The organism is Halopiger goleimassiliensis (assembly GCF_000455345.1).
Classification (GTDB): Archaea; Halobacteriota; Halobacteria; order Halobacteriales; family Natrialbaceae; genus Halopiger_A; species Halopiger_A goleimassiliensis.
In genome coordinates, this window is the sequence record NZ_HG315690.1 from 1,706,715 (window position 1) to 1,729,736 (window position 23,022).

The following is a 23,022-nucleotide window of genomic DNA, read 5'->3' on the forward strand; positions in this document are numbered from 1 at the left end:
ACCGCTGCCACGAACGGGGAACCCTTCACTGGGACGACAACATTTAGCCCCCGGGGGTCCGTAGGCAGTCACCGAGTGCAACGTTCACGCCTGCTCGTCCGTCTACTGGTCGTGGCCTGTGCAATCGTCGCCGTCGCGATAGCCGCGGCGACCATCCAGTCCCCGATCGATCCCGCCGGAGAGGGTAGCGGCAGCGCCGGCGACGATACGCCCGGCGACGCGCCGGTGTCGTCGCCGACGACGGACTTCGGGGGACCGCTCGAGGGAAGCGGCGTGCCAACGTTTCTCGAGTACCTGGGCTACCTGCTGATCGCCGTTATCGCGATCGTGATCGTCTGGTATCTGGTGAAACACAGACGACAAGCGCTCACCCTCATCGCCGCCTGCGTGGTCGTCTCGCTACTGCTCCTCCTGGCCGGCGAGGCCCTCGAGTTGACGGTCGAGCCCAGAGCCAACCCGCCCATGGAGGGTGGTGGACTTCCCGGAAACGGCACCGGAACGGAGGACGGAAGCCAGAACGCCGACGACGTGTTCTCGGCACCGGTCAGCCCGTTGCTCGTCGCTCTTGGTATCGTCGCCGTGATCGTCATCGGTGGACTGCTCCTCACGCGCGATGACGACGCGGAGACGGCCGGTGCGGACGACGACCGGACGCCGACGACGACGTCCGAAAGCGCACAGGCCGTCGGCTCCGCCGCCGGCCGCGCCGCCGACCGACTCGCGGCAGGTACCGACGCCGACAACGAGATCTATCGGGCGTGGTGGGAGATGACGGACTCGCTCGAGGTCGACAACCCCGAGTCGAGTACGCCCGGCGAGTTCGCCGCGGCCGCCGTCGACGCCGGACTCGACCGCGAGGACGTCGCCGATCTGACGGCGCTGTTCGAGGAGGTGCGATACGGGACCACCGACGTGACTCCCGAACTGGAACGGGAGGCGGAGACGGTGTTCCGACGGATCGAGCGACAGTACTCGGCCGACGACGTCGAGGACGGCCGGTTCGACCACGTCGCACGCGAGGACCCGTCCGGTCGGTCTAACCTCGGGGGTGAGCCGTGATGAACCGCTGGCGGGTGGCGCTCGTACTCGGGGTCCTCGCGTTTTCCGGGGCCACCGCCGCGTTCTTCGGCGTCTGGGAGCTGACCGTGGGCCAGGCGCTGGTCACCGTCGTCGGCGTCGTGGCCCTGTTGGTCGCGATCAGCGCGCTCTCCGGGCGCAGCGGGGGTCGGCAACTCGGGCGGCCCCCGGAGCCGGAACGACGGCGAACCGTCCCCGTCCCCGGCGACTCGTTTCACGACGCCCTCGAGTCGTTCACGGGTACCGATATGACGTACTTCCGTCCCGGAAACCGGGCTCCAGAGGGACTCCAGGCGGCCGCCGTCGCCGTTCTCACGCGGTTCGAGGGCGACTCCGAGGAGACGGCGGCCGAACGGATCGAGGACGGTACCTGGACCGACGATCCGATCGCGGCCGCGTTTCTCTCCGAGTCGGTCGAGTTGCCGACCCGATCGGTTCGCGATCGGCTCGCGTCGTTCGTCGGTCGGGCAGCAACTGGCCGATCCTCCCGGTCCGAGGGAATCCGCCATACGGTCGCCGCGATTCGAGCAGTCGCCGGCGGGGCGGCCGAGGATCGACGGATCGATCCCGACTCGCTGGCGGTGACCAACGACGCCGAACGCGGATCGGCCGTCGCCGGAGACGAGTCCTCGGGTCGACGCCGAACCACGACCGTCGAGACCACTGGGACCGATTCCCGCGCCCGCCGCGCGACCGGCTACTGGAACGGAATCGGCGTCGTCGCGCTCTCGGCGGTCGGGATCGGCGCGCTGGCCAGTTCCCCCGCCGTCGTGCTCGCGGGGGTCGTCGGCGTCGGCTACGCGGGATTCGCCCGGACGTTCGACCCGCCCGAACCGGAACTCTCGCTCGAGCGATCGCTGAGCGACGAGACGCCCGACCCCGGCGACGAGATCGACGTCACCCTGACTGTGACCAACGAGGGCGACGGCCTCGTCCCGGACCTGCGCCTCGTCGACGGCGTCCCGCCAGGACTCCTGGTGACCGAGGGCTCGAGTCGGCTCGGCACCGCGCTCCGGCCGGGGGAGTCCGTCACGCTCGAGTACACGGTCACCGCGGGCCACGGCAGCCACGAGTTCGATCCAGCGCTCGTGATCGCACGCGACCTCTCGCGGTCGACCGAACGGGAGTACCTCGTCGAGTGCGGGACGGCGCTCACCTGCGAGCCCGAACTCCAGGCGATTCCCTCGCGGGTGCCGTTGCGCACGTCTGCCGTCTCGCTGTCCGGCCGTCTGACGACCGCCGAAGCGGGTGCGGGGACGACGTTTCACTCCGTCCGCGAGTACCGGCCGTCTGATCCGCTCTCGCGGGTCGACTGGAACCGGCGGGCGAAAACCGGCGAGTTCGCCACCCTCGAGTTCCACGAGGAACGGGCGGCTCGCGTAGTCGTCCTCGTCGACGCCCGGAAACGTGCCTACCTCGCCCCCACGCCGGACGGCACCCACGCGGTCGACCGGTCGGTCGCTGCCGCCGGACGGATCGCCGCGACCCTGCTCGAGGGGGGCGATACCGTCGGGCTCGCTGGCCTCGGTGGCGGCGATCGTAACGGACCGGACGGCCTCGGAACCGATCCGTGCTGGCTCGCGCCCGGGTCAGGTCGCGACCACGAGATTCGCTTCCGGGAACTGCTCGCGACCCATCCCCAGTTCGAGACGGTCGCACCCGATCAGTCGATACTCTGGCGCGGACAACTCGAGACGATCCGCCGACGGCTCGACTCCGACACCCAGATCGTGTTCCTCACGCCGCTTTGCGATCCCACCGGGGCCGACATCGCCCGCCGACTCGAGGCGTGGGGCCACCCCGTCACGGTCGTCAGTCCGGATCCGACGGCCGATCGGACCGCCGGACAGGCCCTCGCGGGGGTCGCCCGACGGCTCCGGTGTGTCGACCTGCGCCGTGCCGGCATTCCCGTGATCGACTGGCCGACCGACGAGACGATCGACGACGTCTTCGCCAGGCACGAGGCGAGTGATCGGCTGTGAGCGACGCGCTCGAGGGCGTGGAACTCACCCACCGCCCGACCGTCGCCTCGAGCGCCGGCGCGGTCGTCGCCGTCTTGTTCGCGGCCGCCGTTGCTGCGACCGGATCGATCGGCGGCGGCGCGCTTGCCGCGACCGGCGGGGTGATTCTGGCGGGCGGACTCGTTCGGGGCCACCGATCGGCGGTCGACCTCGGGGGCTTCGTCGCCTTCGGCGGCGTCGTCGTCGCCGGTCTCGAGTCGGGGTACGTCGAGCCAACGCTCGTGGGAACCGTCGGGACGGTCGTCGCCTGGGACGTCGGCCACGGCGCGATCGACCTCGGCGAACAACTCGGTCAGGAGTCGCCGACGCTCCGCCTCGAGGCGGTCCTGGCGTGCTCGAGTCTGCTCGTGGGGCTGCTGGCGGCGACGATCGGCTACGCGCTGTACGTGTTCGGTCCCGCTACCGGCCCCGTCGGCGCGCTGGTCCTGTTCCTGGCCGCGGCGGCCCTGCTGACGATCGGACTCGGAATGGGGCGCGAACGCGGCCGCTCCCGCCGCAGGCGACGGAGCCCGTAATCGCGCCCGTCACATTGTCGTCGAACGCCGCACAGAAGAGTGTGTCAGGGCTCCGCGTGCTCCTCGAGGTACTTCTCGTTGAGTTCCCACTCGCCGTCGCCGTTCCTGACCATGTACTCGCCGTAGTAGGGAACCCGATCGGCGACGACCGCGCGGAACGCCTCGCGGATCTCGGGCTTGGTCATCTCGCCCATCGGCTTGAGGTCGTCGTTGCGATTGAGACAGCCCTTGAGGAAGCCGTCGTGGGTGACGCGGACGCGATGGCAGTTCGCGCAGAACGTCGGATTTTCGACGGGGTCGACGATCTCGACCATACCGACGTGCGGCGATGCGGCGGGGTCGCCGTCGATCTCGGCGTCCTCGGCGGCGATCCAGTAGCGGCGTCGGTCGTGCATCTCGCGGTGTTCGATCGCGACGGCTTGCTCGGCGAGCCAGTCGTGGACGCGGTCGATGTCGACGTTCCACTCCGGCCGCCCCGTCAGTTCGGGCATGTACTGGATCAACTGCAACTGGAGGCCCTCGTTCTCCGCGACGTGGTCGACCATCTCCGGCACGTAGCCGGCCGTGTGCTCGAAGACGACCATGTTGAGTTTGACCGGATCCAGGCCGGCCTCGAGCGCTGCGTCGACGCCCTCGAGAACCTTGTCGTAGGCACCGCTCTGGGTGACCGCGGCGAACTGCTCGCGGTCTAAAGCGTCCTGGGAGACGTTGACCCGCTCGAGGCCGGCGTCGACGAGGTCCTCGGCGCGGCCGGGGAGGAAGGTTCCGTTGGTGGTCATCGAGACCTCCATCGAGTCGGGCGTCCGGGCGACGATCTCCTCTAGGTCGTCCCGAAGCATCGGTTCGCCGCCGGTGAATTTGACGGCGTCGACGTCGAACTCGGCGGCGACCTCCAGAAAGCGGACGACGTCGTCGGTTCCCATCTCGTCGTCCTGGGGGTCCATCGGTCCTCGGGTGTCCCCCAGCCCCTCGTTGTGACAGTAGACGCAGTCGAAGTTACACCGATCGGTGAGCGAGACGCGGACCCCGGTCACCTCGCGCCCGAACTCGTCGGTGAGCATGTCACTCCGTTGCAGGTGGATCCGCTTAAACGCGCGGGGTATCCCGCGGGTTCCGTAACCGATTTCGGTTTCCCGCCGGGGTCAGCGCCCGTGATCGGCTGGGGGAAAACATACCACCTCGAGTCACGAACCCCGAGGTATGGACGAGGACATGCTCGACGATCAGCGTCGGCTCGTAGAGCTGATCGAGTCGGAGGGCTGGGACGTCACCGACCTCGAGATCTCGGCGTACGACAGCCCCTGGTCCGACGAGGACGATCCGGAGGCGTCGGTGACGATTACGGCCCGGAAGCCCTACGAAACCGAGGACGATGGGGACGACGGCGCGGACGAGGACGACGAGAACCCGTTCCGGCTGAAGTGAACCGCCTCGGGGTCAAGCCCCGGGGCATTCGCCTTGACCGCCTGTAAATGGGATTAGGTCAGTTCCTCGAGTTCGATACGCTCCGAGTACCCGTCGTAGTCCGATTCGCTGGAAGCGATCGGGTCGTCGTCGGACGTAACGAGATGGAGCGCGTCGAGGGGCGTGAACCCGTCGTCTTCGACGTAGCTCGCCGCGGCGAGGATATCTTCGGTATCGCCACGGATCTCGACGAGGGCTCGAGCAGCTGTTACCGTTCGAAGGACGTCCCACTCGTTTCGGTACGCTACGAGCATCAGTTCGATCAACGTCACCCGTCCGGTCCAGAGTTCGTCTTGCCGATCCCGATACACGTGTTCGGCAGCTTCCCGAAGCCAGCCGTCGTCTTTGATGAGGGCGAGCAGAAAGTCGGTTTCCGCGTAGGTCATTGGCCTGCCTCCTCGAGTGCCTCCTCCAATGCGCTCTCTTTGAGGGCTCGAGCCGATTCGTCGCTTTTCCGGGCCTCTTCGCGGAGCGCTTCCAGTGGGTCCTCGGGGACCGGAACGAGTACGAGTCGATCCCCTCGATCGATGAGTTCGAACTCCTCGCCGAACTCCTCCCGCATCGCTTTCGGGAGGTAGATACGCCCGTCGTCAGTACTGACGCGCATATAGACGATTAGATGCCAAAAAGACATTATCCTTCCGCCGGCTGGTCTACAGTGTCGTCATAGAGTTGTTTTGGAAAGAACAGTCGTATTTGCCAAATCACCCCTTGATGTTACAGACCGGGAACGTGCGTGCCACCTTGTCGCCGATGCCGAGCGCGTCCGAAACGCGGACCACCTCGTCGACGTCCTTGTAGACGCCCGGAGCCTCCTCGGCGACCGTCGCGCCCGACTGCGCTTTGACGTAGATCTGATCCTGCTCCTCGAGTTCCTGCTGGACGTCGCCGCCCCAGTACTCGTTTTTCGCCTGCGTACGGCTCATCAGCCGGCCGGCACCGTGGGCCGTCGAGCCGAAGGTCAGGTCCATCGAGTTCTCGCCGCCCCGGAGGACGTAGCTGCCCGCGCCCATGCTGCCGGGGATGATGACCGGTTGGCCGACGTCGCGGTACGCCTTCGGTACCTCGGGGTGGCCCGCGGGGAACGCGCGCGTCGCGCCCTTGCGGTGGACGTAGAGTTCGCGCTCCTCGCGATCGACGGCTTCGCCGTCTCGCACCGGTCGGCCCTCGGGCCCGACCCCCACGGTGTGGGTCTCCTTCTTCGCGATGTTGTGCGCGACGTCGTACAGGAGGTGCATGTCCATCTCCTCCCACGAGCGGTCGAAGACGCGCTCGAAGACCTTCCGCGTGCGGTGCATGATCAGCTGGCGGTTGACCCACGCGAAGTTGATCGCCGCGTTCATCGCCGCGTAGTAGTCCTCGGCGAGTTGCGACCCCGCGGGGGCAGCGGCCAGTTCCTTGTCCGGCAACTGGTTCAGCAGGCCCTGGTGTTGCTGTTCGATCTGTCGCAGGTAGTCGTTACAGGTCTGGTGACCCAGCCCGCGGGAACCGCAGTGGATCAGGACGACGATCTGGTCCTCCTCGAGGCCGAACGCGTCGCCGACAGTCTCGTCGAAGACGTCGGTCACGCGCTGGACCTCGAGGAAGTGATTGCCCGACCCCAGCGAGCCGATCTGGTTCTTCCCGCGGTCCTTGGCTTTCTGGCTGATCCTGTCGGCGTCGGCACCCGGCCGGACGCCCTCGTCCTCGCAGTGGGCCAGGTCCTCCTCGACGGCGTGACCGTGCTCTAAGGCCCAGTCGACGCCACGCTCCAGGATCTCGTCGACGGTGTCGACGCCGGCCTCGACGATGCCGCCGCCGCCCAGACCTGACGGAATGTTTTCAAATAGCGAATCGACGAGTTCCTCTTCCGTCCCCTGGAGCTCGTCGTAGGTCAGATTCGTCCGCATCATCCGGACCCCACAATTTATATCATATCCGACAGCTCCCGGCGAGATACAGCCCGTCTCGGCGTCGAGTGCTCCGACCCCGCCGACGGGGAAGCCGTACCCCTGGTGGCCGTCGGGCATGCAGATCGCGTAGTTGGTGATGCCCGGCAGATGGGTCGTGTTCGTGATCTGCTCGAGCGTCTTGTCCTCCTTGATCTCCTCGAGCAGCGCCTCGCTGGCCAGCACCCGCGCCGGGGCGCGCATCGCCCCCTCCTGTGGGATCTCCCAGACGTACTCACGCACCCGCTCGAGGGTGACGTCGCCGGCGTCGAACGTACGATCGCTCATACCAATGGATCGACTCCGGACGGTCAAAGAAGTTCGTCTCTTCGGTCGACGTCGCCTCGTCCCGCCAGTTCGATCGTCGGGGCGTCGGGGCTGCATCGAGCGGCACCTATTCCTTTCTCGGGCGAGAACGTTCAGTATGCTCGACAGTCTCGTCGTGTTCGTCGTGAGCCTCTTGATCGGTGCGCTGGGGATCCACGTCGGTGCCCTGCTGATCGCCAACGTGAGCGACTACTCCTACGCCGTATACACTGCCCTCTTTGGAGCGATCGTCTGGAGCGTCGTCGGTTTCCTCTTCGGCTGGCTCCCGTTTCTCGGGCCGGCGATCGTCCTGCTCGCATATCTGGGGGTCATCAAACGCCGATACCCGGGCGGCTGGATCGACGCCGCCGGCATCACACTCGTCGCCTGGATCGCCGTCCTCGGCGTACTCTATCTCCTCGCGAGCGCCGAGTTGACGACGTTCGACGCTATCGGCGTCCCCGGAACGTGATTCCGAGCGCGCGGCGATAACCCCGCCACGAGCAGTCCACTTCGGGACGACCGACTCCGCCCGTTCACCTCGACCTCGAGGCGCTCGAGTCGATCGTCTAGCGAGGCGAATCGCGGCCAGATGCGCTGGCTCGTCGTCTCCCGGTTTCGGCTCGTCTCAGACGTCGAACACGACGTACGCTTCCCAGCCGTCGTCGACCCGCTCGAGTCGCATCTCGGAGTAAGTGATCGCCTTGATCTCGCGAGCGGCGACCGCCGAGAGCGGTACGCCGCGAGCGGTAGCCTCGAGGGTCCACGCGGCCGACTCGTCGTCGGGTCGGTCGATCCGGTCGATCCGGTGATCGACCGGCAGTTCCACCCGGACGTCACGGAGATACACGAGTTCGTCGAGGTAGTCGAACAGCAGCGCTTCGCGGCTCTCGGCCGCGACCGACAGGGAGAAGCGCTCGCCCTCGTCGGCGGGGACGTCCTCGCAGGACGCGGCGACGAAACCGTCCGCGACCGCGGCGAAGACCGACTCGAGGTCGTCGCCCGTGGCCTCGACGGCGACGTCGGCGGTGTGATCGCGGAGTTCGAATCCCATTCGGTCGAGCCGTTCGACCGCCGCAGCCGTATGTCCGTCGGAATCGCGACGACGGCATCGCCTTTCTCTCCGACGTCTGACGTTATCGAGCGGGGGTTGCCGGTGGAATTATATTGACGACGATAGTACGGTGTGGTAGTGAGCGTCAACATCGACAGTCGCGTCGTTACCCCGGGCAGTGACGACTTCGTCGAGGAGGCGTGGGAACTCAAAGAGACGATCAACCGCCGGGAAGACGTACTCAAACAGCGGTACGACTTCTTTACCGACGCGTATCGTCGATCGACGGTCTACTGTTACCTCCAAGACGGCGACCTCATCGGCTTCGCGGCGGTCCGACGCGACGGCTACATCCTCTTTCTGGCGGTCGATCCCGAACACCGGGGCGAAGGGATCGGCAAGAAACTCGTCGCTCGCGTGGCCGACGATCACGAGACGATCACTTGCCACGCGCGGACGAGCAACGAGAACGCCCTCCAGTTCTACGAACACCTCGGCTTCGAGATCAAACGCCGCATCGACGACTACTACGAGGACGGCGGCGACGCCTACTACCTGAAACTCGGTGCCGACGTCGGGATCACCGACCGACTCTCCGATCTGATCCGCCGGTCCTGACGACCGTTGAGAGCGGATCGGAGCCGCCGAGAACCGCGTCGGACCGAGTTCCTCGAGGCGAACAGTATTTGTTCCTCTCACTCACAGACACGTGCATGAACGTCGATCCCGATCTGTCGCCCCTTCGGGACGCGCTCGAGACCGAGGACGTGGACGGCTACCTGATCGACGACGACGCGTCGGATTCGGACCAGCGCTACGTCTCCGGCTTTACCGCCCCGGATCCCTACCAGACGCTCGTCACGGACGACGGCGTCCACCTGCTGGTTTCGGGCCTCGAGTACGGCCGCGCGAAATCGAACGCCAACGCCGACTCGGTCACCCGGCGGGCCGCCTACGACTACCAGGAACTGGTCGGCGAGTGCGGCCCCTACGAGGGGAAGATCCGGACGATCGAGGCGTTTCTGGCGGACCACGGCGTCGACGGGGTCGCCGTCCCCCGCAGTTTCCCGACTGGTACCGCCGACGGCCTGCGCGAGCGCGGCGTCTCGGTGACCGTCGAATCGGAGGGGATCGTCGAGGACGTTCGCGCGACGAAGACCGACTGGGAGCGCGAACAGATCCGCACCTCTCAGCGGGCCAACGAGGCGGCGATGGCCCGCGCGGAGGAACTGATCGCGAACGCCGACATCGAGGACGGGACGCTCGTCCACGACGGCGAACCGCTGACGAGCGAGCGGGTAAAGGAGGCCATCGAGATCACGCTGTTGCGACACGGCTGTAGTCTCGACGACACCATCGTCGCCTGTGCGGCTGACGCCGCGGATCCCCACGACCGCGGGAGCGGCCCGCTCGAGGCGGACGAGTTGATCGTGATCGACATCTTCCCCCGGGACAAGGAGACGGGCTACTTCGCGGACATGACCCGCACGTTCGCCCGCGGCGACCCCGGCGAGGAGGCGACCCGTCGGTACGAGGTCACCCGGGAGGCCTACGAGGCCGGCCTCGAGGCCGTCGAACCCGGGGCGACGGGCGCACAGGTCCACGACGCAGTCTGTGACGTGATCGAAGACGCGGGCTACGAGAGCCTGCGCAGCGATCCGAGCACGGACACCGGCTTCATCCACAGCACGGGCCACGGCGTCGGCCTGGATATCCACGAACAACCCAGCCTCTCGCCCGCCGGCGAGGAACTACAGCCGGGCCACGTGGTGACGATCGAACCTGGCATCTACGATCCGGCGGTCGGCGGCGTCCGCATCGAGGATCTGGTCGTCGTCACCGAGGACGGATTCGAGAACCTGACCGACTACCGCGTCGGCCTCGAACCCGTCGCCGACTGACGCACACTGCGCCCCGAGGGATCCAGTAGGAGTCCGTCGAGCGAGTCAGTACTGTGACGGGGCGTATCGCCGTCCCGGAATTTATTTTTTGCCTTGATCCGAGTTCTACCTGTATGCGCCAGCTCCTGTGGTGGCTCATCGGCGGTTCGCGGGGCGGTCACAACCGCCTCCGGATCGTCCGAACGCTACAGGAGCGTCCCATGAACAGGAACCAGTTGGCCGAGGAACTCGATCTGAACTACAAGACGGTCCAACACCACCTCGAGGTCCTCGAGGAGAACGACGTCGTCACCACCCAGGGAGACAACTACGGCCAGCTGTACTTCCTGTCCGACCGCATGGAAGAGAACCTCGATATCCTCGAGGAGATCGTCGAGCGAGCGGACATCGACCCGACCGACCATGACACGTGATCTCAGTCCACTGGCGAAAACGGCCCTCGTCACCGCCATCGCGGCGGCGCTGGGCCTGGCGAGTACCGTCGTCTTGCCGAGCGTCCCGCTCCCGCCGCGGGCCCCGCTCGAGGTCGTCCACCTGTTGATTCAGGCCGAACTGTTCGTCACGACGTTCAACCTCGTCCTCCTGTTCGCGCTGACGTGGTCGTACGTCTCCCTCTACCAGGACCTGCCGAACAAGTACAGCCTGAGTCTCGTCGTGTTGAGCCTCGCGCTGGTGCTGTACGCGCTCACCTCGAACCCGCTCGTGCAGTTGCTGTTCGGCTTTCCGCCAGTGAGCGACATCGGCCCGTTCGGATTCATTCCCGACGTGTTCGTCGGATTCGCTATCGTCGTGCTGTTCTACCAGAGCCAGACCTGAACGCCGGTGGCAGGTCCTGCGGATCGGTCTCGATCACGTTCGTGACCGCACGGATGGTCGGCAGGGTCGGACGGTTCTCGCCACGGGTGCGGCGCTGCACTGTCAGGGGGCCGGTCGGGTCCCCAGGGTGAGTTCGACCGATTCACGCTCGCCGTCGCGGATCACCGTCACTGTCACGGTTTCGCCCGGACTGGTCTCGAGCGCGAGGTAACTCGAGAGGTCCTCGAGCGACCTGATGTCGGCGTCGTCCAGCGCGACGATGACGTCGCCGCCCGTCGGAACCCGCGTCCCGGCGACGAGCGCGGTTCCGGCACTCGGTTGCAGGACGCCGTCGGACGGCCCTCCGGACCGGACGCGTTCGACGATCACCCCGCGAGGCTCCTCGAGGGCGTTGGCCTCGGCGACCGCGGGCGTGACGGTCGCGAGCGAGACGCCCATGTACGCGTGGTCGTACTCGCCGGTCTCGATGAGCGAGGGAACGACCCGCTGGGCAAGCGGAGCCGAGATGCCGAAGGCGATGTTGTCGCCAGTCCCGGAGTTGATGACGGCGATCACCTCGCCGTCCAGCGAGACGATCGGGCCGCCACTGTTGCCGGGGTTCGCTGCGGCGTCGGTCTGGACCGCGTCCGGGATGTCGTACCCGAGTGAACTCGTGAGCGATCGGTTGATACCGCTGACGACCCCCGTCGTGAGCGTGCCGTCGAGGCCGTACGGGTTGCCGATGACGAGGACCTCCTCGCCGACGACCGGATCGCCGTCGATGAACGGTAGCGGGGCTGCGTACTCCGGTCGATCGTCGATCTCGACCGCGGCGAGGTCGCTGTAGACGTCGGTGCCGAGGACGGTCCCAGAGCGCCACTCGCCGTTTCGAAAGCGGACGTCGAGTTCGGTCGCGTCGCCGACGACGTGGGCGTTCGTCACGAGGTGTGACTCGTCGTAGACGAACCCCGTCCCCTGCCCGGACGTCGTCTCCATCTGGGTGACCGAATCGACGGTCTCCTCGTAGACGGCGGCGTAATCGCCGTTCGCCGGGGGATCGCGCTGACCAGTGTCGTCGGACTGTTCGGCCGACGACTCCCCGGACTCGTCGCCCGTTTCGTCGTCAGCCTGGGGGGTCGTACACCCGGCGAGAACGCCCGTCGCTGCGACGCCGATCGCCTGCAGCACCTGTCGTCGGGAACGTCGTTCTCGAGGCATTTGATCGAACGTTGCCACCGGTGGTACCTGTGTCTTTGCCGAGTTTCGTCCCAACTGATGGCCAACTAAGACCCAAATTCGATCCGGTCACCGAGGCGGTACTACGACTCATCCGAGCGCGATCCGCTCGCCGGCCTCGAGTCCGCTCCGAAGCGCCGCGTGGAGTCGTCCCTCGCCGGCGACCCAGTCGCCGAGACAGTGCAGTCCCGCGTCCGCCGCCGTCTCGATCGGCCCCGTCGCGACGCCGGCTTCGGGAATCGCGTGGTGCCAGACGTGATGATCCGTCCAGTCCGGGTTCCCCAGTCGGTCGTCCTCGAGCAGATCAGCCGTCAGCGCCGTGAGTTCGTCCAGACAGTCGTCCGGCGAGTCGTCGGCCCGTTCGACCGACCACTCGTGGTTGGCCTGGACGACCAGCACCGATTCGCCAGCAGGGACGTGGCCCGGTTTGCACGCCTCGCGGGCGATCCAGCCGATCTCGTGGTTCTTGTCGGTGTTGACCAGCGCGTAGTATGGGCGCTCGAGTTCGAACGGGTAGTGGAAGACGCCCGTCCAGATCGTCCGGAAAGGTACGTCCGTGACGGCCTCGACGAGGTGGTCGCGAACCCTGTCGTCCCAGTCGGCCGACTCGAGGAGCGACGCGGTCTCGGGCGCGGGCGGGCTCACGAGGACGGCGTCGAACGGCCCCCAGCGATCGCCGTCGGCATCCTCGAGCGTCCAGGTGTCCTGGCGGTCGTTTCGGACGATAGTCTCGACGCGGGTTTCGGGATACATCTCCGCGTCCGTCCGCGTGAACAGCCGTGACGCGAGGCGATCGAGTCCTCCGCGGAAGGTCCACTTGTGGTCGTCGGCGTCGCGGCCCTCCGACACCGTTCCCTCGGCGTCGAAGGTCCAGACCGGGTCCGTGACGTCGACCAGTCCGTCGGTCTCGAGGGTGGCGGTCACCAGGTCCTCGATCCGCGGGTCGTCCGACGTGAGGTAGTTCGCCCCGTAGTCGTAGACCACGTCGCCACGGCGCTCGGTCGCCGCGCGTCCGCCCACGCTCGCCGACGCCTCGAGGACGGTGACGTTTGCGTCCGGGAGCGTCTCCGAGAGGGCGAACGCGGCGGCTCCGGTAGCGACCCCGGCCCCGACCGCTCCGATCCGAACCATACCGATCACTGGGTACGCTCGAACCAAGAATGCCGTGGGGATCCGTGGATGCTGAGACCCCGACAGCCGGGACGGTCGGACGTGGGGAACCGTCCGTCAGCCCGCGACTCGCGTCGACGATCTCGAGGTGCGGTATCGACTCACACCCGATGCTGTGAATTCGACGCGGCTCGAGCCACGAGCGAGTCGATTCGACCCCGACCCGCCCGTCCGGGCACTCGAGCGCCCCAGAGGGCGACGATTCGAATTTCGAAATAGTATTTCGAGATTCGTACTGTATCGTGGGGCTTATTACGATGTGCGAACTCCGGACGAACAAGATCAATGAGTACGGACACGAGCGGATCCACGGCAGGGGACGGACGCAAGATCCTCCTCATCGGCAGCGGGCCGATCCAGATCGGGCAGGCCGCCGAATTCGACTACTCGGGCGCACAGGCCTGTCGCGCGCTGCAGGAGGAGGGCGCGGAGGTCGTCCTCGTGAACTCGAACCCGGCGACGATCATGACCGACCCGGAGATGGCCGACCAGGTCTACATCGAGCCGATTACCACCGAGGCCATCGCCGAGATCATCCGGAAGGAACAGCCCGACGGCGTCATCGCCGGTCTGGGCGGGCAGACCGGGCTGAACGTCACCGCCGAACTCGCCGAGGAGGGCGTGCTCGAGGAACACGACGTCGAGATCATGGGGACGCCGCTGGACACCATCTACGCGACCGAGGACCGCGACCTCTTCCGCCAGCGCATGGAGAAGATCGGCCAGCCCGTGCCGAAATCGACGACCATCTCGCTCGAGGAGGGCGAGGAGGTTTCGGAGCTGACGGAGGAAGACCTCCGGGACCGCGTCCAGCAGGCCGTCGACGACGTCGGCGGGCTGCCGGTCATCGCCCGGACGACCTACACGCTGGGCGGGAGCGGCTCGGGCGTCGTCCACGAGTTCGACGAACTCCTCCAGCGCGTCCGCAAGGGGCTACGCCTCTCGCGCAACAGCGAGGTGTTGATCACGGAGTCCATCGCGGGCTGGGTCGAGTACGAGTACGAGGTCATGCGCGACGCCGACGACTCCTGTATCATCATCTGCAACATGGAGAACATCGACCCCATGGGCATCCACACCGGGGAGTCGACGGTCGTCACGCCCTCACAGATCGTCCCCGACGAGGGCCACCAGGAGATGCGCACCGCGGCGCTCGAGGTCATCCGCGAACTCGGCATTCAGGGCGGCTGTAACATCCAGTTCGCCTGGCGCGACGACGGCACCCCCGGCGGCGAGTACCGCGTCGTCGAGGTCAACCCGCGCGTCTCCCGTTCCTCCGCCCTCGCGTCGAAGGCGACGGGCTACCCGATCGCCCGTGTCACCGCGAAGGTCGCGCTCGGCAAGCGCCTCCACGAGATCGAGAACGAGATCACCGGCGAGACGACCGCGGCGTTCGAGCCCGCGATCGACTACGTCGTCACCAAGGTGCCGCGCTGGCCCAAGGACAAGTTCGACGACGTCGACTTCGAGCTGACGACGGCGATGAAGTCGACCGGCGAGGCGATGGCCATCGGCCGCACCTTCGAGGAGTCGCTGCTGAAGGCCCTCCGATCGTCGGAGTACGATCCCAGCGTCGACTGGGACGAGGTCAGCGACGAGCAACTCGAGGAGCAGTACTTAGAGCGCCCCTCGCCGGACCGCCCGTACGCGATGTTCGAGGCCTTCGAGCGCGGCTACACCGTCGACGAGGTCGTCGAGCTGACGGGCATCTTCGAGTGGTACACCGAACGCTACAAACGCATCGCGGAGTCGACCCGCGCGGCCCAGGAAGGCGACTTCACCGAGGCCGCGACCGTCGGGCGCACCAACGCGGCGATCGCCGCGGCCGCCGGCACCGACGTCGGCACGGTCGAGCAAGACGTTCCGGGCCGCACCTACAAGCAGGTCGACACCTGCGCCGGCGAGTTCGAGGCCGAGACGCCGTACTACTACTCCGCCCGCAAGAACGAGTTCGAGTCCGGCACGCTTCAGGGCGACGCCGCGGGCGAACTCGAGGTCAATCCCGACGTCGAGAGCGTGATCGTCGTCGGCGGCGGCCCGATCCGCATCGGACAGGGCGTCGAGTTCGACTACTGCTCGGTCCACGCCGTCCAGGCGCTGCGCGAGATGGGCATCGAGGCCCACGTCGTCAACAACAACCCCGAAACCGTCTCGACGGACTACGATACCTCCGACGGCCTGTTCTTCGAGCCCATTACCGCTGAAGAGGTCGCCGACGTCGCCGAGGCGACCGGTGCCGACGGCGTCATGGTCCAGTTCGGCGGGCAGACCTCGGTCAACATCGGCGACCCGCTCGAGGCGGAACTCGCCCGCCGCGGGCTCGACTGCGAGATCATGGGCACGTCCGTCGAGGCGATGGACCTCGCGGAGGACCGCGACCGCTTCAACGCCCTGATGGACGACCTGGGTATCGCCCAGCCCGAAGGTGGGGCGGCCCACAGCAAGGAGGAGGCCATGCAGTTGGCCCACGAGATCGGTTATCCGGTCCTCGTGCGCCCCTCCTACGTGCTGGGCGGCCGCGCGATGGAGATCGTCTACGACGACGAAGAACTCGAGCAGTACATCGAGGAGGCCGTCCGCGTGAGCCCGGACAAGCCGATCCTCGTCGACGAGTTCCTCGAGGACGCGGTGGAACTGGACGTCGACGCCGTCGCGGACGGCGAGGACGTCCTCATCGGCGGCATCATGGAACACGTCGAGAGCGCCGGCGTCCACTCGGGCGACTCCGCGTGTATGATCCCGCCGCGCTCGCTGGGCCGCGACGTCAACCGTCGCGTCCGCGAGGTGACCGAACAGATCGCCCACGAACTCGACACCGTCGGCCTGCTGAACGTCCAGCTGGCCGTCACCGGCGTCGACGACCCCGACGCGGAGAGCGAGGTCTACGTCCTCGAGGCGAACCCCCGCTCCTCGCGTACGGTGCCGTTCATCTCGAAGGCCACGGGCGTTCCGATCGCGAAACTCGCGGCGAAGGTCATGGCCGGCGAGTCGCTCGCGGACCTGGACGTCGAGGAGCAGGTCCCCGAACAGGTGTCGATCAAGGAGGTCGTCCTCCCGTTCGACCGCCTGCCGGGTTCGGACCCGCGTCTCGGCCCCGAGATGAAATCGACGGGCGAGGTCATGGGCACCGCCGACACGTTCGGCAAGGCCTACGACAAGGCCCAGGACGCCGTCGGCAAACCGATCCCCGAGGACGGAACGATCGTCGTCGACCTCTCCGCCGACGAGTTCCCCGACCCCGACACCGAGGCCGGCGAACAGCTCGTCGATGGCTTCACCGACTACTACGACCTCTGTGAGGCCGTCGACCTCGTCGACGCCGCCCGCCAGGGCGAGGTCGATCTCATCATCTCGCGCGACCGCGACCTGCTCGAGGTCGCCGTCGAGGAGGAGATCACCTACTTCTCCACCGAGGAGTCCGCGAAGGCCGCACTCGAGGCCCGCGCCAACAAGGACGAACCGATCGACGTCCAGCCGATCACCGACCGTCCCCAGCGCGACGAGTACTGGGGCCAGCCGAAAGCCGAGTGAATCCTCGTTCTTTCGACCTGGCAGTGTTCAGATAATACCTCGAGTAATACTGGAACGGGGAGAACACCACGAAAGCCCCTGCCGTTCTCGGCCGTTCTGACTCGCTGCGCGCGCTCCCTGCGGTCGCGTGCTTACGTCGTCGGAACGGCCGAGACCGACAGCCCCTTTCAGTCCCGCCCACGGTGGCCTGTCCGTCCAGCCGACACAGGTGGGAATGAACGGGGCTGACGCGCGTGGCGGTAACGCCGCCACGCATGTCAGGGGCTTTCGTGGTGGTTTGATCGTTTCTGTGTGGGACGTATGTAATCTGACCATCACCTTCGACCTCCGCCTCTCTTGTCGGATCGGTTATCCGAACGTGACCGTTTGAAGCCGGTGGGCCTCGAACCCGTGGGTATGTCGACCCCCGGCTCCGTCACCATCGTTCCCAGCGTCCACTTCTCGCCCGTCCACCGCAAGCGCGTTCGCGACACGATCCGCGAGGAAGAACCCGACGTCGTCGCCGTCGAACTCGACGAGTACCGGTTCGAGCGCCTCGAGCGCGAGGCGGGGGCGGATCCGTTCGATCTGGCCCGCGAGTTGCCGCCGCCCGCGGCGATGACCTACACCACCTTGCGAACGATCCAGCGGACCGTCGTCCGGCTGTTCGGCCTGGACCCCGAGACGACCGACATGGAGGCGGCCATCGAGACGGCCGCCGAACGGGACCTCGAGGTGGCCCTGATCGACGAACCGATCCGGGACACGGTGGCCGCGCTGTCGGATCGGGTGGGGCTCGACACCCTGCCGAAGCTGGTGCTGCGAGCACAGCAACTCTCGCCCGCCGATCAGGCCAGGGCGACCGAACTGATGGCGGTCCCGATGACGGAGATCGAGGACGGCGACGACGTCCAGCCGGCGATCGAGCAGATGCGTACACTACTCCCCGAAGTCGCCGAGGTGATGATCGATCGACGGGATCGAACCATGGCCCGGAACCTCCACGCGCTCCGCCAGGACGGCCACGACGTCGTCGCCGTCGTCGGGGCCGGCCACCACAACGGCCTCGTCAACCACCTCGCGGACCTCGAGGGCGAGACGGTATCGGACGTCACGGTGCCAATTCGGCCGCCGACGCGGAACGTAACCCGCATTCCGATCGAGTGAGCCGCGGCCGATCGTCGATTACGCCACGGTGAGTGACGGGTCGGTCTCGAGATCGGAGCGAAACTGCGACGCGGCGTCGCCGACTCGACCCCGCGAGGGGTGGCTCACTCGAGGGCGTACCAGTCGAACCGTTCGACGGCGTACTTGTAGGCAACGAGGGGCGCGACGATGCCGACGGCGAGGACGATCCACGCCGCGGTCTCGATACCGCCTGCCGACATCGCCGCGGCCTCCGGAAGCGGCGTCGCCGCGAGTATGGCCGCCGAAATTTCGGCGAGCAACGGCGCGGCGTCCGCGTAGAGGACGGCGGCCGCCCCCGCGGGAACCACGATCGCGGCCGAGTAGACCACGAACGCGGACTTGCTGGGCATCACCGCCTCGCGGTTGTTCGTCACCTTGACGCTGCCGAACCGCGGGAACGCGGTCCCGACGCCGACCGCCAGCGCCGGCGAAGCCACCGCGCCGAGTACCGTTCCGGCGACCAACGCGGCGGTCGCCTCGAGCGAGAGCGGACTGGCGACGCCGGCGACGAGCGCGACGACGGCCGCCAGCGGGACGCCGACGAGCGCGCCGGCGATCATCCGCCCGCGGATCGCGTCCCGGCCGGGAATCGTCGACGTGAGCACCGCGGGGAGTGCGCGTCCGAGGTCACCGAGCGGATTGAGCGTAAAGAGCACGCCCGCACCCCAGACCACGTACAGACAGAGCACGACGGCCACGTACGACGGGAGTCGACCCGTCTGGAGGACGTCCTGAACGAAAAACAGCGCGCCGAACAGGGGGTAGCCGGCGTACGCCAGCCGGATCGGTGCCCGTCGGGTCCGCCGGATCGCGGTCACGGCGACGGTACGGGCCGGACGCGTAGCGACGAGCGAGAGTACGCTCTCGAGCCGACTCGAGGACGACGGATCGGACCGGGAGACGGTGGCGTCGTCGGTACGGGCCGGATCGGCGAACCAGTGGCGGCGAGCGGAGGGAACGGCTGCGGCGACGGCGAGCGCACACACGGCCGGCGCTGCGATCAGGGCGGCGATTGCAGCGGTGCTCGAGCCACCGAGGTTCGGGATGGCCAGCAGAAGGAGATGTCCCGGCCAGCCCAGGGGGCCGTCGCCGAGCAGCGCGAACAGTTGTGCGGTCACGACGTCGAACCATCCGGTGACGATCGATCCGAAGTACACCAGTCCCAGAAGGACGAGCAACGGCGTTCGGAAGCGGGCGATCGGCTCGTAGACGGTAATCAGGTGACGGAACCAGATCCCGATGAGAAACCCGATGGGAACGGCCGCGACGAGCAGCGCGAGCGCGAACACCGGCGCGGCGACGACGGGCAGGACCGTCCCAGCACCGGCGGCGAAGGCGGCACCGGCGACGGTGGCCGGGAGCACGACCCAGGGGACAAACAGGAGGATTTCGGCACCGATCAGGCCGAGGACAGTGTTCCGAAGCCGCGTCGAGATCAGCAGGAACGCGGGTTTGTCGACCTTCCCGGTGGTCGTCACCGTTCGGATTGCGGCCATCAACACGAGGAAGAGCCACGCGAGCGCGGCCCCGCCGGTCGCTGCGTCGGCCGCAAAGGCGACGGCCTCCGCGTCGAACTCTCCGGCCACGACGGCCTCGCCGAGCCGTGGGAGCATGAAGAGCGCGACGACCGTGATCGGTCCGAAGGCGAACACCGCGATAGCGGCGAACATGAGCAACTTCGTCCGGTCGCCGGCGATGGTCCGGAGCGTGCGACGACACTCGGTGCGAGCGACGGTCGCAGTCGGGCCGGTCATGGTCGATCACCGCCGATCGTCCGACTGCGGTCGCGGCGTTCGGGAGCGGATTCCATATCCGATAGCGCGTGACGACGCCAGTAAACGTTTTGGATCAGTGTCACTAGCTCGAATCGCGTTCCGGTTCGCCCTGCCGAACCGAATCGGTTCGATCGGGGCGACGGTTCCGGACGACACCTCCTGACAACGAAGTAATGACTTTAACTGCTGGGGCTCGAAACGGACGGTATGGCTTTCGCCCATACGGACGACCCCGCTATCGAGACCGAGGGGTTAACGAAGCGATACGGCGAGACGACGGCCGTCGCCGACCTCGATCTCGAGGTCGAATCCGGTACCGTCTACGGCTTCCTCGGCCCTAACGGCGCGGGGAAGACGACGACGATGCGGATGCTGACGACGCTCACCCGTCCGACGTCGGGGACCGGTCGCGTCGCCGGCCACCCGATCACCGACCGGGAGGCCGTGACGCCCCACATCGGCTACCTGCCCGAAGAGCCGCCGATCTACGACGAACTCAGCGGCCGGGAACAGCTCGAGTACGCCGCCGGCATCCGCGACCTGCCGGAAGAGGAAGTCGGCGACCGCATCGAATCGCTGCTCGAGCGGTTCGATCTGCTCGAAGACGCCGACAAGCGCATCGAGGACTACTCCAAAGGGATGCGACAGAAGGTCGGCGTCATTCAGGCGGTGTTGCACGAACCCGCGGTCGTCTTCCTCGACGAGCCGACGAGCGGGCTCGACCCCCGCGCCGCGCGGACGATGCGAAATACGATCGCCGAACTCGCCGACCGCGAGATGACGGTCTTCCTCTCGACGCACATCCTCCCGGTCGTGGACGAGCTGGCCGACGAGATCGGCGTTCTCCACGACGGCCGACTCGTCGCGGAGGGCGATCCGGAGACGCTGAAATCCCGCGCCGAGACGGGCGACGCGCGCAGTCTCGAGGACGCGTTCCTCGAGGTCACCCGGGAAACGCCCACGGAAGGCTCCGAGCAAAGCGTCGGCGACGTCGCGGCGAACTCCACGCTCGAGTAAGCGGGAGCCGTTTTCCTCGTCGGGTAAGGTACACGTGACTGGCTGTCGATGCCCCGAGTATGAGCCCCTCGCTTCCACGCCCCTCCACCGCCGGAATCGGGGCCGGATTCGTCGGTGGCCTCGTCAACGCCGCAGTGGTGATCGGACTCTACGTCCGGGGCGACTATCCGTTGCTCGAGTCGACGAGCGGGACCGCCGTCCTCGCCCTGACGGCCTTCTGCATCGGATTCGTCCCACTGGTGGTGTCGAGAGACACTGGCCTCATCAGTCCCGCCGCTGGCTTCCTCGCAGTACTTTCAGGGACGATCTGGCTCGAGGTGACCTCGCCCGATCCGAGGTGGGGGCAGTTGAACGAGTACGTGATCGTGGACGGACCGACCCACGTCAGCAGCTACGCGAACACGTGGTACGTCTGGCTCGCGCTGACGGCGCTCGTGGCCGCCGTCGAGTTCGGCCTCCGACGACGCTACGCCGTCGGAGTCGACCGGCTCCGAAACCTGCCGAAGGGTCCGCTCTCGCGGGTGGATCGGCTCGAGATCGTACTGGGGGCGGCGACCCTCCTCGCCGTCGCGGCGACGGTGCTGGTGGTCCGGGCCGGAATCCGGCCGCCGGCAGCGGCCGGGATCGTCTTCGCGTTCACCTTCGCCAGCACGGCGATCCCCCTGTGGGCCCTGTTCGAGGACGGGGCGATCGCCCCGCTGGCGCTGTTTGTCGCGCTGGTGGCGTACTTCCTCGTCTACGAGGTGTTCGTCTCGACTGACAGTCCAGTCCACATCCTCCTGTTCGGTCCATACGCGGTCGTCTTTGCCGTCGTCTGGCTCCTCGAGCGGTCGCTCAGACGACGGTTCGACGCCGTCCGACGCGGTCACGCGTGATCGTGTAAGGATCCCGTTCGATGGCTCGAGCCGTCGCGCGTCGATCCATCGAGCGATCCGACGCGGAAGATGTTCGGGAGAGCAGTTAACGGGGGAGGCTGACGACTGCCGAACATGAATTTAGGTTCGCCTAAAACAAAGAGTGGGATCGAAACGACAGCGACGCGACGTGGATATCTCCGACTCGCTGGCGGAGCAGGCATCGCCGGGCTCGCGGGGTGTACGGCCTTCGGGGGCGGACCCGACGAACTGACGGTCGGCTACAAACCGTTGTTCCCGTTCCTGCAGGCGCTGCTACTGGACGAACGTGACCAGTACGACGCGCTCGACGTCGACGTCGAGACGGAGAACTTCGGCAACACCGGGTTGACGATCATGCAGTCGTTCGGTAGGGGCGACCTCGACGTCGCGTTCGTCGGCATCACGCCGGCGATCGTGATGCAGGACCGGGGACTGCCGGGGAAGGTCGTCGCGGCGAACAACGTCAACGGGTTCACGTTCGTCGCCCACGACTTGTTCGGGGAGTACTGGACCGAACACGACGGCGGCCCCGCCGCGTTCGAGGCGTTCGAAGCGGAGCGTGGCCGACCGGTCGAGTTCGCGACGCCGCCCGAAAGCAGCGTCGCGTACGTCCTCTTACACCACTGGCTCGAGTCGGAGGTCGGCTACTCGCCAGAAGACGTGTCGACGACCCCGATGAGCGGTGCCGGCCCCGTCCGTCAGGCACTGGTCTCGGGCGAGGCCGACGCGACCTGCATCATGGAGCCGGTTCGGACGCAGTTGCGCCGTGCCGACGCGCCGCTGACCCGCCTCGCCTGGGCGGGGGAGTTCATGTCGGGCCAGCCCGGCGGCGTCATGGTCATGCACGAGCGACTCCGCGAGGAGTATCCCGACCTCGCGGCCGAGATCGTCGAGTTGCACGCGGAGGCGACCGCGTTCGTCACTGAGAACCCCGACGACGCCGCAGAAGTCGTCAGCGACGCCATCGGCCCGGAAGCCCTTCCCCCGGAAGCGGCCCAGGAAGCGCTGGAATCGCCCGCGGCGAACTTCGTGACGGACCCGCGGGAGATCGTCGACGACACGCCGCTGTTTTGCGACGCGATGGCCGACCTCGAGCGTACCGACAGTCGGATCGACCCCGACGACGTGTTCGATTTCGGGCCGTACGACGCGGTATGACGGTGCAACGC

At 67.1% G+C, this 23,022-nt stretch carries 22 protein-coding genes; 14 read left to right on the top strand and 8 right to left on the bottom strand.

The window, feature by feature from the left end:
- Positions 1-75 precede the first annotated feature (75 nt).
- Genes TX79_RS08390 through TX79_RS08400 form a run of 3 tightly spaced genes read left to right on the top strand, consistent with a single transcriptional unit; the run spans position 76 to position 3,613 of the window.
- Positions 76-1,059 (top strand): DUF4129 domain-containing protein, encoded by a 984-nt coding sequence (locus TX79_RS08390; protein ID WP_230198558.1) that lies wholly within the window; start codon positions 76-78, stop codon positions 1,057-1,059.
- Entirely contained in the window at positions 1,059-3,059 is a 2,001-nt protein-coding gene (locus tag TX79_RS08395) for a DUF58 domain-containing protein (protein ID WP_049927008.1), read from the top strand. The genes TX79_RS08390 and TX79_RS08395 overlap by 1 nt, the downstream gene beginning before the upstream one ends.
- Positions 3,056-3,613, top strand: a complete 558-nt coding sequence (locus tag TX79_RS08400) for a DUF7519 family protein (RefSeq protein WP_049927009.1) — start codon at positions 3,056-3,058, stop codon at positions 3,611-3,613. The genes TX79_RS08395 and TX79_RS08400 overlap by 4 nt, the downstream gene beginning before the upstream one ends.
- Before the next feature lie 44 nt (positions 3,614-3,657).
- On the opposite strand, the gene moaA is transcribed toward TX79_RS08400, so the two are convergent.
- Complete coding sequence (gene moaA, locus TX79_RS08405) at positions 3,658-4,674, bottom strand: GTP 3',8-cyclase MoaA (protein ID WP_049927010.1); 1,017 nt, start codon at positions 4,672-4,674, stop codon at positions 3,658-3,660.
- A 139-nt stretch (positions 4,675-4,813) separates the two neighbouring features.
- On the opposite strand from moaA, the gene TX79_RS08410 reads away from it, so the two are divergent.
- Positions 4,814-5,038, top strand: coding sequence for a hypothetical protein (locus TX79_RS08410; RefSeq protein WP_049927011.1), 225 nt, complete (start codon positions 4,814-4,816; stop codon positions 5,036-5,038).
- Between the two features lie 53 nt (positions 5,039-5,091).
- Here the strand turns inward: TX79_RS08410 and TX79_RS08415 are convergent, their stop codons facing one another.
- The 3 genes from TX79_RS08415 to TX79_RS08425 form a co-directional block, all read right to left on the bottom strand.
- The gene (locus tag TX79_RS08415) at positions 5,092-5,463 is read right to left on the bottom strand and encodes a hypothetical protein (RefSeq protein ID WP_049927012.1); all 372 of its coding nucleotides are present in this window, start codon (positions 5,461-5,463) and stop codon (positions 5,092-5,094) included.
- On the bottom strand, positions 5,460-5,684 hold the full coding sequence (locus tag TX79_RS08420) for an AbrB/MazE/SpoVT family DNA-binding domain-containing protein (protein WP_049927013.1): 225 nt from the start codon (positions 5,682-5,684) through the stop codon (positions 5,460-5,462). Before TX79_RS08420 ends, TX79_RS08415 begins: the two co-directional genes overlap by 4 nt.
- Positions 5,685-5,781: 97 nt before the next feature.
- Entirely contained in the window at positions 5,782-7,293 is a 1,512-nt protein-coding gene (locus TX79_RS08425) for an RtcB family protein (RefSeq protein WP_049927014.1), read from the bottom strand.
- Between the two features lie 136 nt (positions 7,294-7,429).
- On the opposite strand from TX79_RS08425, the gene TX79_RS08430 reads away from it, so the two are divergent.
- Entirely contained in the window at positions 7,430-7,783 is a 354-nt protein-coding gene (locus TX79_RS08430) for a hypothetical protein (protein ID WP_049927015.1), read from the top strand.
- 156 nt (positions 7,784-7,939) lie between these two features.
- On the opposite strand, the gene TX79_RS08435 is transcribed toward TX79_RS08430, so the two are convergent.
- Positions 7,940-8,365 carry an archease gene (locus TX79_RS08435; RefSeq protein ID WP_049927016.1) on the bottom strand — a complete coding sequence of 142 codons (426 nt, stop codon included), beginning with the start codon at positions 8,363-8,365 and terminating at the stop codon, positions 7,940-7,942.
- A 138-nt stretch (positions 8,366-8,503) separates the two neighbouring features.
- Here TX79_RS08435 and TX79_RS08440 point away from each other — a divergent pair, with 138 nt between their 5' ends.
- The 4 genes from TX79_RS08440 (at position 8,504) to TX79_RS19845 (ending at position 11,082) form a co-directional block, all read left to right on the top strand.
- On the top strand, positions 8,504-8,983 hold the full coding sequence (locus TX79_RS08440; protein WP_049927017.1) for a GNAT family N-acetyltransferase: 480 nt from the start codon (positions 8,504-8,506) through the stop codon (positions 8,981-8,983).
- Between the two features lie 95 nt (positions 8,984-9,078).
- Positions 9,079-10,266, top strand: a complete 1,188-nt coding sequence (locus tag TX79_RS08445) for a M24 family metallopeptidase (protein ID WP_049927018.1) — start codon at positions 9,079-9,081, stop codon at positions 10,264-10,266.
- A gap of 113 nt (positions 10,267-10,379) precedes the next feature.
- Complete coding sequence (locus TX79_RS08450; RefSeq protein WP_049927019.1) at positions 10,380-10,679, top strand: winged helix-turn-helix domain-containing protein; 300 nt, start codon at positions 10,380-10,382, stop codon at positions 10,677-10,679.
- Entirely contained in the window at positions 10,669-11,082 is a 414-nt protein-coding gene (locus TX79_RS19845; protein ID WP_230198559.1) for a hypothetical protein, read from the top strand. Before TX79_RS08450 ends, TX79_RS19845 begins: the two co-directional genes overlap by 11 nt.
- Positions 11,083-11,184: 102 nt before the next feature.
- Here the strand turns inward: TX79_RS19845 and TX79_RS08460 are convergent, their stop codons facing one another.
- Together TX79_RS08460 and TX79_RS08465 are read right to left on the bottom strand one after the other, a co-directional pair.
- Complete coding sequence (locus TX79_RS08460) at positions 11,185-12,279, bottom strand: S1C family serine protease (protein ID WP_049927020.1); 1,095 nt, start codon at positions 12,277-12,279, stop codon at positions 11,185-11,187.
- A gap of 108 nt (positions 12,280-12,387) precedes the next feature.
- The gene (locus TX79_RS08465; RefSeq protein WP_049927021.1) at positions 12,388-13,428 is read right to left on the bottom strand and encodes an NAD(P)/FAD-dependent oxidoreductase; all 1,041 of its coding nucleotides are present in this window, start codon (positions 13,426-13,428) and stop codon (positions 12,388-12,390) included.
- A 324-nt stretch (positions 13,429-13,752) separates the two neighbouring features.
- Between TX79_RS08465 and carB the strand changes: the two genes are divergently transcribed.
- Positions 13,753-16,998, top strand: coding sequence for a carbamoyl-phosphate synthase large subunit (carB, locus tag TX79_RS08470; RefSeq protein ID WP_049927022.1), 3,246 nt, complete (start codon positions 13,753-13,755; stop codon positions 16,996-16,998).
- Positions 16,999-17,394: 396 nt separating this feature from the next.
- Positions 17,395-18,144, top strand: a complete 750-nt coding sequence (locus TX79_RS08475; RefSeq protein ID WP_049927023.1) for a TraB domain-containing protein — start codon at positions 17,395-17,397, stop codon at positions 18,142-18,144.
- Positions 18,145-18,248: 104 nt separating this feature from the next.
- Here TX79_RS08475 and TX79_RS08480 read toward each other — a convergent pair whose 3' ends face one another.
- Entirely contained in the window at positions 18,249-19,919 is a 1,671-nt protein-coding gene (locus tag TX79_RS08480) for a hypothetical protein (protein WP_049927024.1), read from the bottom strand.
- 228 nt (positions 19,920-20,147) lie between these two features.
- Here TX79_RS08480 and TX79_RS08485 point away from each other — a divergent pair, with 228 nt between their 5' ends.
- The 3 genes from TX79_RS08485 (at position 20,148) to TX79_RS08495 (ending at position 23,011) form a co-directional block, all read left to right on the top strand.
- Positions 20,148-20,957, top strand: a complete 810-nt coding sequence (locus tag TX79_RS08485; protein ID WP_049927025.1) for an ABC transporter ATP-binding protein — start codon at positions 20,148-20,150, stop codon at positions 20,955-20,957.
- Between the two features lie 59 nt (positions 20,958-21,016).
- On the top strand, positions 21,017-21,832 hold the full coding sequence (locus TX79_RS08490) for a hypothetical protein (RefSeq protein ID WP_049927026.1): 816 nt from the start codon (positions 21,017-21,019) through the stop codon (positions 21,830-21,832).
- Between the two features lie 114 nt (positions 21,833-21,946).
- Entirely contained in the window at positions 21,947-23,011 is a 1,065-nt protein-coding gene (locus TX79_RS08495) for an ABC transporter substrate-binding protein (protein WP_081655515.1), read from the top strand.
- Positions 23,012-23,022 lie beyond the last annotated feature (11 nt).

Coding starts and splice junctions, on each gene's coding strand:
- TX79_RS08475 (WP_049927023.1), top strand. CDS start 17,395: ATGTCGACCCCCGGCTCCGTCACCATCGTTCCCAGCGTCCACTTCTCG.
- TX79_RS08410 (WP_049927011.1), top strand. CDS start 4,814: ATGGACGAGGACATGCTCGACGATCAGCGTCGGCTCGTAGAGCTGATC.
- TX79_RS08460 (WP_049927020.1), bottom strand. CDS start 12,279: ATGCCTCGAGAACGACGTTCCCGACGACAGGTGCTGCAGGCGATCGGC.
- TX79_RS08495 (WP_081655515.1), top strand. CDS start 21,947: ATGAATTTAGGTTCGCCTAAAACAAAGAGTGGGATCGAAACGACAGCG.
- TX79_RS08430 (WP_049927015.1), top strand. CDS start 7,430: ATGCTCGACAGTCTCGTCGTGTTCGTCGTGAGCCTCTTGATCGGTGCG.
- TX79_RS08420 (WP_049927013.1), bottom strand. CDS start 5,684: ATGCGCGTCAGTACTGACGACGGGCGTATCTACCTCCCGAAAGCGATG.
- TX79_RS08415 (WP_049927012.1), bottom strand. CDS start 5,463: ATGACCTACGCGGAAACCGACTTTCTGCTCGCCCTCATCAAAGACGAC.
- TX79_RS08450 (WP_049927019.1), top strand. CDS start 10,380: ATGCGCCAGCTCCTGTGGTGGCTCATCGGCGGTTCGCGGGGCGGTCAC.
- carB (WP_049927022.1), top strand. CDS start 13,753: ATGAGTACGGACACGAGCGGATCCACGGCAGGGGACGGACGCAAGATC.
- TX79_RS08435 (WP_049927016.1), bottom strand. CDS start 8,365: ATGGGATTCGAACTCCGCGATCACACCGCCGACGTCGCCGTCGAGGCC.
- TX79_RS08425 (WP_049927014.1), bottom strand. CDS start 7,293: ATGAGCGATCGTACGTTCGACGCCGGCGACGTCACCCTCGAGCGGGTG.
- TX79_RS08490 (WP_049927026.1), top strand. CDS start 21,017: ATGAGCCCCTCGCTTCCACGCCCCTCCACCGCCGGAATCGGGGCCGGA.
- TX79_RS08395 (WP_049927008.1), top strand. CDS start 1,059: ATGAACCGCTGGCGGGTGGCGCTCGTACTCGGGGTCCTCGCGTTTTCC.
- TX79_RS08465 (WP_049927021.1), bottom strand. CDS start 13,428: ATGGTTCGGATCGGAGCGGTCGGGGCCGGGGTCGCTACCGGAGCCGCC.
- TX79_RS08485 (WP_049927025.1), top strand. CDS start 20,148: ATGGCTTTCGCCCATACGGACGACCCCGCTATCGAGACCGAGGGGTTA.
- moaA (WP_049927010.1), bottom strand. CDS start 4,674: ATGCTCACCGACGAGTTCGGGCGCGAGGTGACCGGGGTCCGCGTCTCG.
- TX79_RS08445 (WP_049927018.1), top strand. CDS start 9,079: ATGAACGTCGATCCCGATCTGTCGCCCCTTCGGGACGCGCTCGAGACC.
- TX79_RS19845 (WP_230198559.1), top strand. CDS start 10,669: ATGACACGTGATCTCAGTCCACTGGCGAAAACGGCCCTCGTCACCGCC.
- TX79_RS08480 (WP_049927024.1), bottom strand. CDS start 19,919: ATGACCGGCCCGACTGCGACCGTCGCTCGCACCGAGTGTCGTCGCACG.